The sequence below is a fragment of the Pseudomonas sp. HMSC076A11 genome, from assembly GCF_001810205.1.
Taxonomy (GTDB): domain Bacteria; phylum Pseudomonadota; class Gammaproteobacteria; order Pseudomonadales; family Pseudomonadaceae; genus Pseudomonas; species Pseudomonas aeruginosa.
The window spans coordinates 118,236-133,492 of the sequence record NZ_KV800319.1; the positions used below are offsets into that span (position 1 = coordinate 118,236).

The following is a 15,257-nucleotide window of genomic DNA, read 5'->3' on the forward strand; positions in this document are numbered from 1 at the left end:
GCGATGAAACTGAGCCTGGGACCGCTGCTGTTCTACTGGGACAAGCGGCAGATATTCGATTTCTACGCCGAGATGGCCGGCCAGCCGCTCGACGTCATCTACCTCGGCGAGACCGTCTGCGCCAAGCGCCGGGCGCTGTCCCTGAACGATTGGCAGGCGCTGGCCCGCGAGCTGGCGCAGGCGACCCGTGCCGAGCTGGTGCTCTCCGGGCTGGCGCTGATCGAGGCCGCTTCGGAGCTGTCCAGCCTGCGCCGGCTATGCGAGAACGGCGAACTCCGGGTCGAGGCCAACGACATGGCCGCCGTCTATTACCTCAGCCAGCGCGGCGTGCCCTTTGTCGGCGGTCCGGCGCTGAACCTCTACAACGGTCATGCCCTGGCCGAACTGTATTCCTGGGGCATGCGCCGCTGGATTCCGCCGGTGGAAGTCTCCGGCAAGCTGCTGCGCGGGGTGCTCGACCAGGCTGCGCAGCTGGGCCTGGAGCAATTGCAGACCGAGGTCTTCGCCTACGGTCACCTGCCGCTGGCCTACTCGGCGCGCTGCTTCACCGCGCGGGCGGAGAACCGGCCCAAGGACGACTGCCAGTTCTGCTGCCAGCAGTATCCCGAAGGTATCCCGCTGCTCAGCCAGGAGGGCGAGGCGCTGTTCACCCTCAACGGCATCCAGACCATGTCCGGCAAGGTCAGCAACCTGCTGGCCGACTACCGCTCGCTGGAACATAGCGGCGCCGACCTGCTACGCCTGAGCCCTCGGGCGCAGGGCATGGCCGAGGTGATCGCGGCCTTCGACCGGGTACGCCAGGGTGCCGCTCCGCCGCTCGCCGTGGAAGGCTGCAACGGCTACTGGCACGGCCGGCCGGGGATGCTGCGGGCAGAGGAGGCAGGGCTATGCTGAACCGCCAACGCCTGCTCCTCGGCGTCGCCGGACGCCTGTTGCCGCTGGCGGCGAAGGTTCCGCGCGGGCTCCAGCACCTGGTCCTGCAACGGGTCGCCAACCGGCTGTTCGCCCAGCCGCTGGAGGAGGGCGCCTTCGACCTGCTGGAAGGTCGCTGGCTGCGCCTGGAAGTCAGGGACCTCGGCGTCGGCTGGTGCGTCACCCGGGTGCCCGGCGGCCTGCGCCTGGTCGAACGGCCACGGGCCAGCGTGACCATCCGTGGCGACTGGCGCGACTTCCTGCTGCTGGCCAGCCGGCATGAGGACCCGGATACCCTGTTCTTCCGCCGCCGCCTGGTGATCGAGGGCGACACCGAGCTGGGCCTGGCGGTCAAGAACCTCCTCGACAGCCTCGACCCGGAGCACCTGCCGCCCTGGTTGTGGAACGCCGTGGAACGGGCCGGGCGGGCAGTGCAGGAGGAGCGCGGCGAGGCGCCCCAGGGGCCGGTCCAGGGCGCGCGGGGCGGCTGAGGTCGGTGGAAAGGGGCGTATAGCGACGCCAATGTCGCTGGGCGCGCCCCTCCGATTGGGTGTATTCCCTGAAGCCTGAAACTCACTGAGGCTCTTTTCAGCGAGGCAACGCCCGGTTCGTTGCCGCATGGGCGGCGCGGAGCGAATGGGCGTTTCCCCTGACCAAACGGATAGCCTGTCTGTCCCCGTAACGCCCCTGTCAACTTGCCCCGGTAAACCGGACCTTCGTGAAGCCTGCGGAGAACTCCGGTATGAGTGGGATGGACCTCAAGCGCCGCCGCGTCGTGCAAGGCCTGGGCGCTGGACTGCTGTTGCCGGCGCTGGGCGCGCCGGCGGTGATCGCCTCGCCCAGGGCGCGGCCGAAGCTGACCGATGGCGTGCAATCCGGCGATGTGCAGGGCGACCGCGCGCTGGTCTGGAGCCGCACCGACCGCCCGGCGCGGATGATCGTCGAATGGGACACCCGTAGCGTCTTCAGCGAGCCGCGTCGGCTGGTCTCGCCGGTCACCGACGAGCGCCTCGACTACACCGCGCGCATCGACCTGCGTGGCCTGCCGGCCGACCAGTCGATCTTCTACCGGGTGCGCTTCGAGGATGCCCGCGACGGCAGCCTGAGCAAGCCCTGGTTCGGCCACCTGCGCAGTGCGCCGAGCGAGGCGCGCAATATCCGTTTCGTCTGGAGCGGCGACACCTGCGGGCAAGGTTTCGGGATCAATCCGGATATCGGCGGCATGCGTATCTACGGAGCCATGCGCCGGCGCCAGCCGGATTTCTTCCTGCACAGCGGCGATACCATCTATGCCGATGGGCCGATCCCCGAACGCATCGAGACCGAGAGCGGGCGCATCTGGCGCAACCGGGTGACCGAGGCCAAGAGCAAGGTCGCCGAGACCCTCGACGAGTTCCGCGGCAACTACCGCTACAACCTGCTCGACGACAACCTGCGCCGCTTCAACGCCGAGGTGCCGCAGATCTGGCAATGGGACGACCACGAGACCACCAACAACTGGTCCTCCAGCAAGCAGCTCGACGAGCGCTACCAGGTGAAGGACATCGACGTGCTGGCGGCCCGCGCGCGCCAGGCGTTCCTCGAATACGCGCCGCTGCGCTTCCAGCGCCAGGGGCGCGATGGGCGGATCTACCGCAAGGTCGCCTACGGCCCTTTGCTCGACGTGTTCGTCCTCGACATGCGCAGCTACCGCGGCGGCAACAGCGCCAACCTGCAGGCGCGGCGCAGCGCCGCCACCGATTTCCTCGGCCGTGAGCAGTTGCAATGGCTCAAGCGCGAGTTGCGCGGTTCGCGCGCGCAGTGGAAGGTGATCGCCGCCGACATGCCGATCGGCCTCTGCGTGCCCGATGGCAAGGACGCTCAGGGCCGCGACCGCTGGGAGGCCATCGCCAACGGCAACGACGGCGCCGCCCTCGGCCGCGAGCTGGAGATCGCCGATCTGCTGCGCTTCGTCCAGCGCGCCGGGGTGCGCAACACCGTCTGGCTGACCGCCGACGTGCATTACTGCGCAGCCCACCACTACAGCCCGGAGCGCGCCGCGTTCAAGGACTTCGCGCCGTTCTGGGAGTTCGTCGCCGGGCCTCTCAATGCCGGTAGTTTCGGACCCAACGCGCTGGATGGCACGTTCGGCCCGCAGGTGATGTTCCAGAAGGCCCCGCTGGTCCAGAACAGTTCCCCCTTCGCCGGCTACCAGTTCTTCGGCGAGGTGGAGATCGATGCGCAAAGCCGCGCGCTCACCGTCACCCTGCGCGACCTCGACGGCGAGCCGGTGTTTTCCCAGGAACTGCAACCCGACGGCGCCTGAGCCGCGGCGACCCCATTCCGATAAAGGAGTATCCCGATGCACCCCTTGCGTAACGCCGCCCTGCTGGGCGGCCTGGCCCTGCTGGGCCTGCCGGTGGCCAACGCCGCCGAGCTGATCATCTCCGAGTATGTCGAAGGCAGCGGCAACAACAAGGCGCTGGAGTTCTACAACAGCGGCAGCCAGGTCCTCGACCTCTCCGCCTACCGCGTCGAGTTCTATTTCAACGGCGCCAGCGCGGCGGGCCGCAGCATCGACCTGAGCGGTAGCCTGGCGCCGGGCAAGACCTTCGTCCTCGCCAACGGCGTGGCCGACCCGGCGTTGCTGGCGCTGGCCAGCCAGCGGGTGGAGGGCAGCTGGTTCAATGGCAACGATGCGGTGCTGCTGCGCCGGCGCAGCGGCGAGATCCTCGACAGCCTCGGCCAGGTCGGCTTCAACCCCGGCACGACCTGGGGCAGCGGCGATGTGCAGACCCTCGACCGGAGCCTGGTGCGCAAGGCCGACATCCGCGACGGCGACAGCGATCCCAGCGACGCCTTCGACCCGGCGGCGCAATGGCTGGGCTACCCGCGCGACACCTTCGCCAACCTCGGCCAGCATGGCGCTGGCGAGCCCGGCGGCGGCGAGGAGGTCGGCCTGCGACCGATCCACGAGGTGCAGGGCGCCGGCGCCGAAAGTCCGCTGGTGAACCAGCGGGTCGCCATCGAGGGCGTGGTGGTCGGCGACTTCCAGAACGCCAGCGAGCTGAAGGGCTTCTACGTGCAGCAGGAAGATGCCACGGTGGACGGCGACCCGGCGACCTCCGAAGGCATCTTCGTCTACGACGGCGGCAACGGCAGCGACGTCAAGCTCGGCGACCGCGTCCGGGTGACCGGCCAGGTCCGCGAGTTCAACGGCCTCACCGAACTGGTCGGGCCGCTGCAGGTCAGCGTCCTGGCGAGCGGCGTGGCCTTGCCGACGCCGGCCGGCATCAGCCTGCCGCTGGCCAGCGCCGATGCGCTGGAGCGCTACGAAGGCATGCGCGTGCAGCTCCGCCAGACGCTGACCGTCAACGAGGTCTACAACCTCGGCCGCTACGGCGAGGTCCTGCTGTCCTCCGGCGGCCGCCAGATGACTCCGACCAACGTGGTGGCTCCCGGCGAACAGGCCAAGGCCATGCAGGCGCGCAACGACCTCGACCGGATTCTCCTCGACGACGGCCGCAGCGGGCAGAACCCCGACCCGATCCGCTACCCGGCACCGGAACTGAGCGCCTACAACAGCCTGCGCGTCGGCGACCGTACCAGCGCCATCGACGGCGTGCTCGACTACTCGGCCGGCAGCTACCGTATCCAGCCGTTGCAGACGCCGACCTTCGAGGCGGCCAATCCGCGTCCGGCCCAGCCGGCGGTGGAAGGGCGCCTGCGGGTGGCCAGCTTCAACGTGCTCAACTACTTCAACGGCGATGGCAAGGGCGGCGGTTTCCCCACCTCGCGCGGAGCCAACACGGCCGAGGAGTTCCAACGGCAGAAAGCGAAGATCGTCGCGGCGATCCTCGCCTCGAAGGCGGACATCGTCGGCCTGATGGAGATCGAGAACGACGGCTACGGCGAGTTCAGCGCCATCGCCGACCTGGTCAACGGCCTCAACGCCAGCCTGCCCCAGGGCCAGCGCTATGCCTTCGTCAACCCGAACCGGGCGAAGCTGGGCAGCGACGAGATTGCCGTGGGGCTGATCTATCGCGGCGACAAGGTCCGCACCTATCGATCCGCGGCGGTGCTCGACAGTTCGGTGAACCCGGAGTTCGACGATACCCGCAACCGTCCGACCCTGGCCCAGACCTTCCAGGAGATCAATGGCGGCGAACGCCTGACCATCGCGGTGAACCACCTGAAGTCGAAGGGCTCGGCCTGCGACGGCGACCCGGACACCGGCGACGGCCAGGGCAACTGCAACCTGACCCGGGCGCGCGCCGCCCAGGCCCTGGTGGACTGGCTGGCGGGCGATCCGACGGGTGCCAAGGAACCTGACCGCCTGATCATCGGCGACCTCAATTCCTATGCCAAGGAAGACCCGGTGAACGTCATCCGCGGCGCCGGCTACACCGACCTGGTGGCGCGTCAGGCGGGCGCAGGAAAGGGCTACTCCTACGTGTTCTCCGGGCAGTCCGGCTACCTCGACCACGCCCTCGCCAACGCCAGCCTGGCGCGCCAGGTACGCGGCGCGGTGGAGTGGCACATCAACGCCGACGAGCCCCGGGTGCTGGACTACAACGTCGAGTTCAAGACCCCTCGGCAGCAGGACAGCCTGTACAACGCCGAGCCGTACCGGGCCTCCGACCACGACCCGGTGGTGATCGGTATCGACCTGCGCCGGGTGGCGATGAAGAAGCACCGCAGGTAGGCAGCGGAGAGCGCCCGTGGTGTTGGTCGCCATGCAGAAAGGCCACCCGAGGGTGGCCTTTCTGCATGGCACATGGGCCTGGTAGGGCGAATAACCGCCTGCGGTTATCCGCCGTTGCGGTGGGATCTCGGCGAATAACGCCGGTGGCGTATTCGCCCTACGGAACGCAGGCGGCTTTTGCTTCGTACGTCGTCAACCGCGCAGCGGGGGCAGGTAGCCCAGTTCCATCAGCTTGATGTCCGCTTCGCCGACGCGCTCGAAATGTTCGCGACGGGTTTCGTCCATCGGTTCGCGGCCGTTCAGCAGCAGGGTGCCACGGCCGGGAATGTCGACCAGCTCCGTAGCTGCCGGGAAGTCCGTGGCCCTTAGCGGATGCGGGCAGAAGCCGATCCAGCCGATGCTGCGGCGGTCCGGGAAGGTCCGCTGGTGTACGAAGTACGCATGCGGAGCGAGCATGCCCCAGGTCGCTTCGGGCCAGATTTCCAGCGCCGCGAGGAAGATCGCGACGAAGGAGGAAGCCGGTGCGTCGAACACCTGCAGCAGGCTGCCGGCATCTTCCAACTGGAGCCTGGTCGAGACGGCCCTGCCGCTGGCCTCGTAGTCCAGCGACAACCCGCCCTTGAGCGGATCCTCCTCGCCGTTCCATAGCACCAGTTCCACCGCCCGGGTGCGTCGGTCACGCGACAGGGCCTTGGCGAGATCCTGGCGGTGCTCGGTGACGTTGTGGCTGAGGGCATCGCGCAGGGAGTCGCCGCACAGGTACCAGTTCTCCAGCACCGGATGGAGGGGCGCGAGGGCATCGAGGAAGCGCTCTATCCGTTGCAGGTGCTGGTCGTCGTCCAGTTCGAGGAGCCGTGCCGGATCGAAGTACAGCTCGAATATGTAGCGCCTGAAAGCCTTGGCGTCCGTCATGCGCAATACCCCGGGTTCTCTTCGCAAAACCTTTTCATCTCTTCCTGTTCCTTCGCGCGGGTTTCCTGGTAGTCGTCGTGCTCGTCCGTTCCCGGCATCGGATTCCAGAATGCCTTCAGGTTGGCCAGTCCCATGCGCAGGTACTCCGCGGCGCAGTACTCGTAGACGATCCGCTGCAGGAAGTGCCATTCGACGAACACCGGCGGGGTCGGTCGGGCCTTGTCGCTGTGGACCTCGGCCTTCTGCAGCAGGTCCGACTTCACCTTGGCCCGCGCCCAGGGCCTGGGCACGCCGAGCAGCGGGACGAACAGGAAGGCGTAGTTGGCCTTCGCCTCCAGCAGGGTGCAGCGCGGCTCGTCGAAGCCGTCCCACCAGGTGCCGCTCCAGAACCATTCGTGGGGAAACGGGAAATTGGTCACCCACTGCTGGTAGCGCGCGGATAGGTCCGACATGCTGTGGCCCTTGCCGTTATTGGCGATGGCCATTTCGCCCCGGGACGGCGGGCACTCCACGCAGTCCTTGTCGCGGCCCTGGCTCTTGCTGCAATCGCGCTCGGCTTCCCGGGTCCGGTCGCGGCTCAGCGTGCCGGTCTCGGTCCTGGGCAGGGTCTGCGGCACCGGCATCGGACGCGGTACCGGCCTGGGTAGCGCGCCGGGGGCCGGTCGCGGCAGCGGGCGCGGCGCCGGCATCGGCAAGTGCGGCCGGGGCGGCGCGGGTAGCTCGAAGGGCAGCCGCGGGCCCATGCGGGGCAGCGGTCGGAAAAGCGCGCCTATGCCGCTCATGCCGGTCTCCCCGAGGTTTCGTACGCGCGCCATTTCTGGCTGGCCAGGCGAAACTCGACGATCCGTTCGTAGTCCTGGAAGCGTTGTTCCGGGCTGTCCGCCAGCGGCCGGCGCATGTGTGCGAGAAACGCCGGCGTGTCCTGGAAGCCGGGGAAGGCCAGGCCGTGCAGGAGAAAGCGTTCGATCGTCCCGGGCTCTTCGATACCCAGTTCCAGCGCCGTCGCGCGCAGCTCGCCGAGTTGCCGGATGGCGGGCAGCAGGCCGCGCCGTTCGAGCCAGGCGGGAGCTTCCCGGCGCACCTCCAGCAAGACCCGCTCGATGACTTCGTCGTCGCGGACCCGCTGCAGGCGATCCAGTTGGCCGGCATCCAGTTCAAGCATCGGCGGTCCGCTCCGTTTCCCGGTCATAGACGAGGTAGCCGCCCTGCAGGGGCTGCCAGACCTGCCAACGCTCCAGCGGCGCCATCACTTGCGTCCATTGCCGCGCGGTCATGACCTGTTCCAGCGCCCGGCGCACTTCCGGGCTGTAGTAGCGCAACAGCGCCCGGCGGCCGTCGGGCATGCGGGTGAAGAGCAGCCCGGCGAAGTGTTTCGCGAGGTTTTCGAAGGACGCCCGGCTCCACAGCCAGGAGGCCATGGGCGAGCGGCGGTCCCAGTCGCGCAGCCAGCCGAGGAACTCGCCCGATGACGAAAGCGGGGCGCTGTCCATGAATTCGATCAGGACCGGCCCGGCATGGGCGATTTCGTCCAGCTCGCTCCCGGCCAGCAGCCAGCGCGAGCGGATTTCCCCCGCGGCCTTTTCCAGGCGGGTGTCCAGGGTCAGGTAGCGGGCGCCGTCCGCCAGGGCGAACAGGCGGCTGTCCGGCGTAGGCGCCGCGAGCGCCGGCTGGAGCCGGCTCACGGTGCGCCGCCGAGGCTTTCCAGGGGCACCAGGGCCTGGTTGCGGCGTGCCGCCAGCAGCAGGCATTGCAGGCACAGCTTCGGTGGGGCGAGGGCGAGAGCGGGTGCGCCGCCGCCGCTGTTGCCGATCAGCACCGTGCCCGCCCCGCCGACCACCAGGTTGCCGTGGGTGCCGACGCTACCTACCACGGTGGCGGGCTTGCCATTGATCAGTACGTTGGCGATGACGTTGGCGCTGAGGGTGGCGCCGCAGGCGGTGGCGTCGCCCTGGCGGGCGGCGGACCGATGGTCGAAGAAGACGTCGGGCGAGCCGCCGACGATCGGGTTGCTGCCGTGGCCCGGCAGCGGACACGCGGTCGGATCGCCCAGGCGCGCAGCGGGTTTGCCGCTCATGCTCAAGTCCCTATGAGATAAACCCTGGCACTCTGCCGTGCCACTCGGGGGCGGACAACCTATCTGAACTGCTCAGGAGGCACCTTCGGAAACGGCTTGGGCAACCGCGTCCTTGCCTGGTTGCGCTTGAAGGGATTTCCTACCTGGAAGTCTCGTCACCCGCCTGCGAAAGGCGCAGGCGTACGGAGCGATGGCGCGATGGGGAGGGGAGCCTGGGAGGAGGGAAGGAGGCGTTTCGCGCAGCGTCGCGTTCGCTTTGCCTGCGCAGGGACTGTCCGCCGATATCGCGCTGGAGCGACGGATAGCCGCGATAGGGTTATCCGCCCTGCGCCGAGACCGCCGCGGGAGGAGCCAGGGAGGCTGTCCCTGGCTCCTCCCGTGCGATCAGTGATGCTCGCGCGTCGCGCGGAAGCGGATGTCCGGCCAGCGTTCTTCCATCAGGCTGAGGTTGACGCGGGTCGGCGCCAGGTAGGTGAGGTGCCCGCCGCCGTCCACGGAGAGGTTCTCGAAGGCCTTGTCCTTGAACTCCTTGAGCTTCTTCTCGTCGTCGCACTCGATCCAGCGTGCCGACCAGACGTTGATCGCCTCGTAGGCGCACTCGACCTTGTATTCCTCCTTCAGGCGGCTGGCGACCACGTCGAACTGCAGCACGCCCACCGCACCGAGGATGATGTCGTTGTTGCGCTCGGGGAAGAACACCTGGGTCGCACCTTCCTCGGCCAGTTCCTGCAGGCCCTGGCGCAACTGCTTGGATTTCAGCGGGTCTTTCAGGCGCACGCGGCGGAACAGTTCCGGGGCGAAGTGCGGGATGCCGGTGAAACCGAAGTTCTCGCCTTCGCTGAAGGTGTCGCCGATCTGGATGGTGCCGTGGTTGTGCAGGCCGATGATGTCGCCGGCATAGGCCTCTTCCAGTTGCTCGCGCTCGGAGGAGAAGAAGGTCAGCGCGTCGGCGATCTTCACGTCCTTGCCCAGGCGCACGTGGCGCATCTTCATGCCTTTCTCGTACTTGCCCGAGCAGATGCGCATGAAGGCGATGCGGTCGCGGTGCTTGGGATCCATGTTCGCCTGGATCTTGAACACGAAGCCGGAGAACTTCTCCTCGGTCGGCTCCACGCTGCGTTCGTGGGTGGCGCGCGACAGCGGCTGCGGCGCCCAGTCGACGATGCAGTCGAGGACCTGGTCGACGCCGAAGTTGCCCAGCGCGGTGCCGAAGAACACCGGGGTCATCTCGCCCTTGAGGAAGGCGTCCTTGTCGAATTCGTGGCAGGCGCCTTGCACCAGCTCCAGCTCCTCGACGAAATTGTCGTAGAGATCGCCGAGGTGGGCGCGGGCTTCGTCGGAGTCGAGCTTTTCGATGACCTTGGTCTCGATGCGCTCGTGGCCGTGGCCCGGGACGTAGACGATGATCCTGTCGTCGGCCAGGTGGTAGACGCCCTTGAAGTCCTTGTAGCAGCCAATCGGCCAGGTGATCGGCGCGGCCTTGATCTTCAGCACCGCCTCGATCTCGTCGAGCAGCTCGATGGGGTCGCGGATGTCGCGGTCGAGCTTGTTGATGAAGCTGACGATGGGCGTGTCGCGCAGCCGGCAGACTTCCATCAGGGCGATGGTCCGCGGTTCGACGCCCTTGCCGCCGTCGAGCACCATCAGCGCCGAGTCCACCGCGGTCAGGGTGCGGTAGGTGTCTTCGGAGAAGTCTTCGTGGCCGGGGGTGTCGAGCAGGTTGATCATGTGCTCGCGGTAGGGGAACTGCATCACCGAGGTGGTGATGGAGATGCCGCGCTGCTTTTCCATCTCCATCCAGTCGGACGTGGCGTGGCGGTCGGACTTGCGCGACTTCACGGTACCGGCGACGGCGATCGCCTTGCCCATCAGCAGGAGCTTCTCGGTGATGGTGGTCTTACCGGCGTCGGGGTGGGAAATGATCGCGAAGGTACGGCGCTTCGCGACTTCGGCGGCCTGAGTGGTCATGGATGCGTGCCTGCTGGAATCCGTTGGCGTGGGCGCGGGACGGCCCGGAAAAACGCGGGATTATAGCGGTAAAACGCGGCGCGTCGGGATGCCTGTCATCCGGCGATCGATGGAATTGCCGGTGGACAGCGAACTTGTCGCAGTCGTGCCGTTCCAAGCAGCCAGCGGCGGCCACCGCCGGATAGACTGCTTTCATTTCACCCGATCGAAGGAAATCACCATGAACGGAGTATCCAGACTGCTCTCCCTGGCGTTGCTGGGCGCGGCGCTGCACTGGGCGCCGGCGCAGGCCGAGGAGCAGCCGCGGCTGTTCGAACTGCTCGGCCAGCCCGGCTACAAGGCCACCTGGCACGCCATGTTCAAGGGCGAGAGCGACGTGCCGAAATGGGTTTCCGACGCCAGCGGCCCGAGTTCCCCGTCCACCAGCCTGAGCCTGGAGGGCCAGCCCTACGTCCTGGCCAACAGTTGCAAACCCCACGATTGCGGCAACAACCGCCTGCTGGTGGCGTTCCGTGGCGACAAGAGTGCCGCCTACGGGCTGCAGGTGAGCCTGCCGGACGAGCCCGCCGAAGTCATGCAGACGCCGAGCAAGTACGCCACCTATCGCTGGTACGGCGAACCCTCCAGGCAGGTCCGCGAGCTGCTGATGAAACAGCTGGAGAGCGATCCGAACTGGAAGTGACGCCGGGCCTGAGGGGGACCAGGCCCGGCGGCGGGGAGGGCGGATGATCGCTGGCGATCGTCCGCCGTTGCGCCATGCGCTCCCGCGGTCTTCCTTCAGAAACCGACCGAGGCCTGTACGTACAGGGTGCGCGGCTGGCCGACGTAGAGGCCCTTGTTGTTGTCGTCGAACGAGCGGGTGTAGTAGCGGCGATCGAACAGGTTCTTCACCCCCAGGCCGAGCTTGAGGTCGTTCAGTTGCGGGCCGAAGTCGTAGGTGCCGCGCGCGCTCCAGACCATCCAGCCGGCGATCCGCCCGGTGCTGCCGTCGGCGCTTTCGCTCTCGGTGTTGGCGTTGTCGGCGTACTGGCTGGTCTGGAAGCTGCCGTCGAGGTTGTAGCTCCAGGCGCCGGTGCGGTAGTTGGCGCCAAGGGTGCCCTTGTGCTTCGAGGAGAACGGCACCTGGTTGCCCTTGTTCGGCCCGTCCTCGCGAATGCTCGCGTCGACGTAGGCGTAGCTGGCATAGACGTCGAAGCCGGAGAGCAGCGGGTCGAGATCGGCCAGGTCGTAGGCGATCGCCGCCTCGATGCCCTTGTGCCGGGTCTTGCCGCGGGCGGTCACGCTGTCGGTCTGCTGGTTGCTCTCGTACTGGTTGTCGAAGTTGATCAGGAAGGCGCCCAGTTCGGCGCGCAGGATGCCGTCGTCGTAGCGGCTGCCGAGTTCCCAGGTGCGGGCCTTCTCCGGCTCGATGTCGCCGCTCTGCACCGCCTTGCCCATCTGGCTGTACTGCACGGTGCCGAACGAGCCCTCGGTGTTGGCGTAGAGGTTCCAGCTCGGCGTGAGGTGGTAGGTCACGTTGAGCGCCGGCAGCGAGGCGTTGTAGCGGCCGCTGTCCTTGCTGTTCTTCAGCAGGTTCTTCTGTTCGGAGTCGATCTTCTCGTAGCGGATGCCGGGGGTGATGGTCCAGTTGCCGATATCGATGCGATCGTCGATGTAGAACGCGTTGGCTTCGGTGCTGCCGCGGGTGTCGCGGTCGTTGCGGCTGCCGGTGCTGGGTAGCTGGCCGCTGTCGGCGCGGGTCCAGTAGCGCAGCTCGTGGCTGGCTTCGTTGACGTAGCGGTGGCCGATGCCCACTTCGTGGCGACTTTCGCCCAGCTCGAAGCCCTGGCTGAAGCGGGTTTCCAGGCCTCGTACCCAGTATTCGCGCGGCGACAGGGTGAGGTTGCGGCCCTGGTCGAGGTAGCCGCTGCGCAGGGTCTTGGTGAAGAAGCCGGTGACGTTGAGCTTCTGGCTGGCGTTGGGGGTGTATTCGTAGCTGGCGCTGGCCAGGGTACGGCGGCCCCAGAACTTGTCGTAGGGACGGGTCGACTGGTACGGGTCGTCGCGGTAGGCCGCGGTGCCGAGGCCGCCGGGCATGTCGGCCTCGCCGTCGTAGTACTGGGTCATCGCCGAAAACGCGTGTTCGTCGCTGGGCTGGAAGCGGCCCTTGAGGATCAGGTCGTCGATCCGCGTATCGCTGTGCTCGCGCCAATCGCCGCCGCGGGTGCCGGAGTAGAGCAGGGCGCCGCCGAGGCCGTTGGCGCCGGTGCCGCCGATCAGCACGTTGTGGGTGGTCTTCAGGCCGTCCTGGCTGGAGCTGGGGCTGAGTTCGCTGTGCACGTCGAGCTTGGTGGCGAAGTCCTCGGGGATCGCCCGGGTCACGAAGTTGACGATGCCGCCGACGTTCTGCGGCCCGTAGCGCACCGCGCCGCCGCCGCGGACCACGTCCACCGCGTCCATGTTGCCGATGGACACCGGCGCCAGCGACAACTGTGGCTGGCCGTAGGGGGCGAAGGGCACCGGGATGCCGTCCATCAGCACCGTCGAGCGCGACGCCAGGCGCGGGTTGAGGCCGCGAATGCCGAAGTTCAATGCCAGGTCGTGGCTGCCGGTGCCGTTGTTGAGCGGCGCGCTGACCCCGGGAATGCGCTCCAGCACTTCGCGGGTGCTGGCCGCGCCTTGGGCCTGGAACTGCTCGCGGCGGACCACGTCGCGCGCACCGGGATGCTCGAAGACGTCGGCGGCGCTGGCGTCGGCCAGCCAGTCGCCGACCACGGTGAGCGCCTGCAGGTTGGCCGGGTCTTCCACCGGCAGCGCTTCCAGGGTGTAGGCGCCGTCGCCGCGGGCGCGCGCCTCCAGGCCGGAGCCGGCGAGCAGGGCGGCCAGGGCTTCCTCCAGGGTGTACTCGCCGTCCAGCGCCTGGCTGCGTCGCGCGGCGGTCTGTTCCGGGCTGAAGGCGATCAGCACGCCGGCCTGGCGGCCTAGGTGGTTCAACGCCTGCTCCAGCGGCTCGGCAGGCAGGCGGTAGTACTGGCGGGCATCGGTGCGGATCTCGGCGGCGCAGGCGCTGCCGGCGGAAACCAGGACGGGACCGCCGAGGCAGGCGAGGAGCAGGGCGCGGCTGAGCGGCGACAGGGCGCGTGACGGGGACATGAGGGACACTCCAGTGGATCTTTCGAGGTTGGCTTTCCTCCTCTGTCACGCGAGGTGGGGAAAAAGGCTCAGGTGCGCGGAAATATCTTTCCGCTCATTCGCGCGGGTGCACGCCGACCCAGTAGCGGGTGATGCGCCGTACCTCCACGGGCAGCACCGCCGGCAGGGTGGCGAGGATCCGCTCGCTATCGTCCAGCGGATAGCTGCCGGAAATCCGCAGGCCGCCGATGCGCGGGTCGCAGCCCAGCCGGCCGGGGCGGTAGCGCGCGACTTCGGCGAGGAATTCGTCCAGGCGCATGCCGGCGGCCACCAGCATGCCGTCGGTCCAGGCGCCGCTGCCGACCGGCAGCGGCTGCGGAGCGCCGAGTCGCTCGCGGTCGAAGTCCAGTTGCCGGCCGCTGGGCAACAGCAGGCCCTGGCCGGCGCGGTTCTCCACCTGTACCGCGCCTTCGTGGACGGCGACGCGGGTGCGTCCGGCGAACTGGCGCACGTCGAACCGGGTGCCCACCGGTCGCAGCCGGCCTTCCGCGCTGTACACGTGCAGCGGGCGCGGGTCGTGGCCGGTGCTGAGCTGGATTTCCCCGCGCAGCAGGAGCAGGCGCCGTTCGCCGGCATCGAAGCGGACATCCACCGCCGTGTCGCTGTTCAGCTCGAGGCGACTGCCGTCGGCCAGGGCCAGGCGCCGGCGTTCGCCGACGCCGGTGGCATAGTCGGCGCTCCAGCGCTGCAGGCTGCCGCTCTCGCGCAGGCCCCAGGCGCTGCCGCCGGCGGCCAGGACCAGCAGCAGGGTCTTCAGCGCGCGCCGGCGTTGCGGCGAATGCGGTGCGTTGATGGCGGCCAGGGCCAGTGGCGTGCCTATCCCGGCCAGGCGCTGGTTGACCGCCTCGATGTGGCGCCAGGCCTGCTCGTGTTCCGGGGCCGCCTGGCGCCAGCGCTGCCAGGCCTGGCGCAGGCGTTCGTCGTCGGCGCCGCCCTGCAGCTCGACCAGCCAGCGCACGGCCTGTTCGGCCACCTGCGGCGGCACCTTGGGTGCGGCGGGCAGGCTCATGGCAGCTCGGCGAAGTAGCAGCGTTGCGCAGCCTTGAGCATGTAGCGCTTGACGCTGCTCAGGGAGATGCCCAGCTGCGTGGCGATCTCGGCGTAGCCCAGGCCGTCGAGCTGGGCCAGCAGGAAGGTCTCCTTGGCCAGCGGCGGCAGACCGTCGAGCAGACGGTCCAGCTCGACCAGGGTCTCCAGGACGATGGCGCGGGTCTCTTCGCTGGGGACTTCCCGCTCGGGCAGGCTGGCCAGGGCTTCCAGGTAGGCGCGCTCGACGTCCTGGCGGCGGTAGTGGTTGCACAGCACGCGGCGGGCGATGGTGGTGAGGAAGGCGCGCGGTTCGTCGATGCGCGCGGCCTGGCGCGAAACCAGGACCTTGACGAAGGTGTCCTGGGCCAGGTCGGCGGCGTTCTGCGGGCAGCCGAGGCGGCGCCGCAGCCAGCCCGTGAGCCAGTGGTGGTGGTCGCTGTAGAGGGTATGCAACGCGGCCGCATGGGCGAGGTCGGCGCTCGACACCTGGACATTCCCGGAGCAGAA

14 protein-coding genes are annotated in these 15,257 nt (G+C 68.3%); 5 read left to right on the top strand and 9 right to left on the bottom strand.

The genetic code is table 11. The annotated features are described in order from the left end of the window. Positions 1-3: 3 nt before the first annotated feature. The 4 genes from HMPREF2716_RS24935 (at position 4) to HMPREF2716_RS24950 (ending at position 5,596) form a co-directional block, all read left to right on the top strand. Positions 4-894, top strand: coding sequence for a U32 family peptidase (locus tag HMPREF2716_RS24935; protein ID WP_003132621.1), 891 nt, complete (start codon positions 4-6; stop codon positions 892-894). Next, positions 888-1,403, top strand: coding sequence for a ubiquinone anaerobic biosynthesis accessory factor UbiT (locus HMPREF2716_RS24940; RefSeq protein WP_003104247.1), 516 nt, complete (start codon positions 888-890; stop codon positions 1,401-1,403). The genes HMPREF2716_RS24935 and HMPREF2716_RS24940 overlap by 7 nt, the downstream gene beginning before the upstream one ends. Positions 1,404-1,654: 251 nt before the next feature. After that, positions 1,655-3,217 (top strand): alkaline phosphatase D family protein, encoded by a 1,563-nt coding sequence (locus HMPREF2716_RS24945; RefSeq protein WP_033862817.1) that lies wholly within the window; start codon positions 1,655-1,657, stop codon positions 3,215-3,217. Positions 3,218-3,253: 36 nt separating this feature from the next. After that, a complete protein-coding gene (locus tag HMPREF2716_RS24950) occupies positions 3,254-5,596 on the top strand; it encodes an endonuclease/exonuclease/phosphatase family protein (RefSeq protein ID WP_015502394.1) in 2,343 nt (780 codons plus the stop codon). Positions 5,597-5,788: 192 nt separating this feature from the next. On the opposite strand, the gene tsiT is transcribed toward HMPREF2716_RS24950, so the two are convergent. The 6 genes from tsiT to HMPREF2716_RS24980 form a co-directional block, all read right to left on the bottom strand. Continuing rightward, positions 5,789-6,508, bottom strand: coding sequence for a type VI secretion system immunity protein TsiT (gene tsiT, locus HMPREF2716_RS24955; RefSeq protein WP_023089432.1), 720 nt, complete (start codon positions 6,506-6,508; stop codon positions 5,789-5,791). Continuing rightward, positions 6,505-7,290 carry a type VI secretion system effector protein TseT gene (gene tseT, locus HMPREF2716_RS29190; RefSeq protein ID WP_003104240.1) on the bottom strand — a complete coding sequence of 262 codons (786 nt, stop codon included), beginning with the start codon at positions 7,288-7,290 and terminating at the stop codon, positions 6,505-6,507. Before tseT ends, tsiT begins: the two co-directional genes overlap by 4 nt. Next, entirely contained in the window at positions 7,287-7,670 is a 384-nt protein-coding gene (locus HMPREF2716_RS24965; RefSeq protein WP_003132626.1) for a hypothetical protein, read from the bottom strand. The genes tseT and HMPREF2716_RS24965 overlap by 4 nt, the downstream gene beginning before the upstream one ends. Continuing rightward, a complete protein-coding gene (locus HMPREF2716_RS24970; protein WP_003104236.1) occupies positions 7,663-8,190 on the bottom strand; it encodes a DUF4123 domain-containing protein in 528 nt (175 codons plus the stop codon). The genes HMPREF2716_RS24965 and HMPREF2716_RS24970 overlap by 8 nt, the downstream gene beginning before the upstream one ends. Continuing rightward, positions 8,187-8,582, bottom strand: a complete 396-nt coding sequence (locus tag HMPREF2716_RS24975; RefSeq protein WP_003093006.1) for a PAAR domain-containing protein — start codon at positions 8,580-8,582, stop codon at positions 8,187-8,189. Before HMPREF2716_RS24975 ends, HMPREF2716_RS24970 begins: the two co-directional genes overlap by 4 nt. A 384-nt stretch (positions 8,583-8,966) precedes the next feature. Further along, positions 8,967-10,550, bottom strand: coding sequence for a peptide chain release factor 3 (locus tag HMPREF2716_RS24980; RefSeq protein WP_003093004.1), 1,584 nt, complete (start codon positions 10,548-10,550; stop codon positions 8,967-8,969). Positions 10,551-10,770: 220 nt separating this feature from the next. Between HMPREF2716_RS24980 and ivy the strand changes: the two genes are divergently transcribed. Next, positions 10,771-11,232 (top strand): lysozyme inhibitor Ivy, encoded by a 462-nt coding sequence (gene ivy, locus HMPREF2716_RS24985; RefSeq protein WP_003093002.1) that lies wholly within the window; start codon positions 10,771-10,773, stop codon positions 11,230-11,232. 95 nt (positions 11,233-11,327) lie between these two features. On the opposite strand, the gene fecA is transcribed toward ivy, so the two are convergent. The 3 genes from fecA to HMPREF2716_RS25000 all read right to left on the bottom strand — a co-directional run bounded on the left by fecA (position 11,328) and on the right by HMPREF2716_RS25000 (position 15,236). Further along, complete coding sequence (fecA, locus tag HMPREF2716_RS24990; RefSeq protein WP_043494407.1) at positions 11,328-13,682, bottom strand: TonB-dependent Fe(3+) dicitrate receptor FecA; 2,355 nt, start codon at positions 13,680-13,682, stop codon at positions 11,328-11,330. Positions 13,683-13,776: 94 nt separating this feature from the next. Further along, complete coding sequence (locus tag HMPREF2716_RS24995; RefSeq protein ID WP_003453883.1) at positions 13,777-14,730, bottom strand: FecR domain-containing protein; 954 nt, start codon at positions 14,728-14,730, stop codon at positions 13,777-13,779. Then, positions 14,727-15,236, bottom strand: coding sequence for a sigma-70 family RNA polymerase sigma factor (locus HMPREF2716_RS25000; RefSeq protein ID WP_003092999.1), 510 nt, complete (start codon positions 15,234-15,236; stop codon positions 14,727-14,729). The genes HMPREF2716_RS24995 and HMPREF2716_RS25000 overlap by 4 nt, the downstream gene beginning before the upstream one ends. Positions 15,237-15,257: the final 21 nt, after the last annotated feature.

What these genes read in the sequence shown, in the direction of transcription:
- HMPREF2716_RS24935 (WP_003132621.1), top strand. Translation starts at nt 4, where the DNA reads ATGAAACTGAGCCTGGGACCGCTGCTGTTCTACTGGGACAAGCGGCAG.
- HMPREF2716_RS24940 (WP_003104247.1), top strand. Translation starts at nt 888, where the DNA reads ATGCTGAACCGCCAACGCCTGCTCCTCGGCGTCGCCGGACGCCTGTTG.
- HMPREF2716_RS24945 (WP_033862817.1), top strand. Translation starts at nt 1,655, where the DNA reads ATGAGTGGGATGGACCTCAAGCGCCGCCGCGTCGTGCAAGGCCTGGGC.
- HMPREF2716_RS24950 (WP_015502394.1), top strand. Translation starts at nt 3,254, where the DNA reads ATGCACCCCTTGCGTAACGCCGCCCTGCTGGGCGGCCTGGCCCTGCTG.
- tsiT (WP_023089432.1), bottom strand. Translation starts at nt 6,508, where the DNA reads ATGACGGACGCCAAGGCTTTCAGGCGCTACATATTCGAGCTGTACTTC.
- tseT (WP_003104240.1), bottom strand. Translation starts at nt 7,290, where the DNA reads ATGAGCGGCATAGGCGCGCTTTTCCGACCGCTGCCCCGCATGGGCCCG.
- HMPREF2716_RS24965 (WP_003132626.1), bottom strand. Translation starts at nt 7,670, where the DNA reads ATGCTTGAACTGGATGCCGGCCAACTGGATCGCCTGCAGCGGGTCCGC.
- HMPREF2716_RS24975 (WP_003093006.1), bottom strand. Translation starts at nt 8,582, where the DNA reads ATGAGCGGCAAACCCGCTGCGCGCCTGGGCGATCCGACCGCGTGTCCG.
- HMPREF2716_RS24980 (WP_003093004.1), bottom strand. Translation starts at nt 10,550, where the DNA reads ATGACCACTCAGGCCGCCGAAGTCGCGAAGCGCCGTACCTTCGCGATC.
- ivy (WP_003093002.1), top strand. Translation starts at nt 10,771, where the DNA reads ATGAACGGAGTATCCAGACTGCTCTCCCTGGCGTTGCTGGGCGCGGCG.
- fecA (WP_043494407.1), bottom strand. Translation starts at nt 13,682, where the DNA reads ATGTCCCCGTCACGCGCCCTGTCGCCGCTCAGCCGCGCCCTGCTCCTC.
- HMPREF2716_RS24995 (WP_003453883.1), bottom strand. Translation starts at nt 14,730, where the DNA reads ATGAGCCTGCCCGCCGCACCCAAGGTGCCGCCGCAGGTGGCCGAACAG.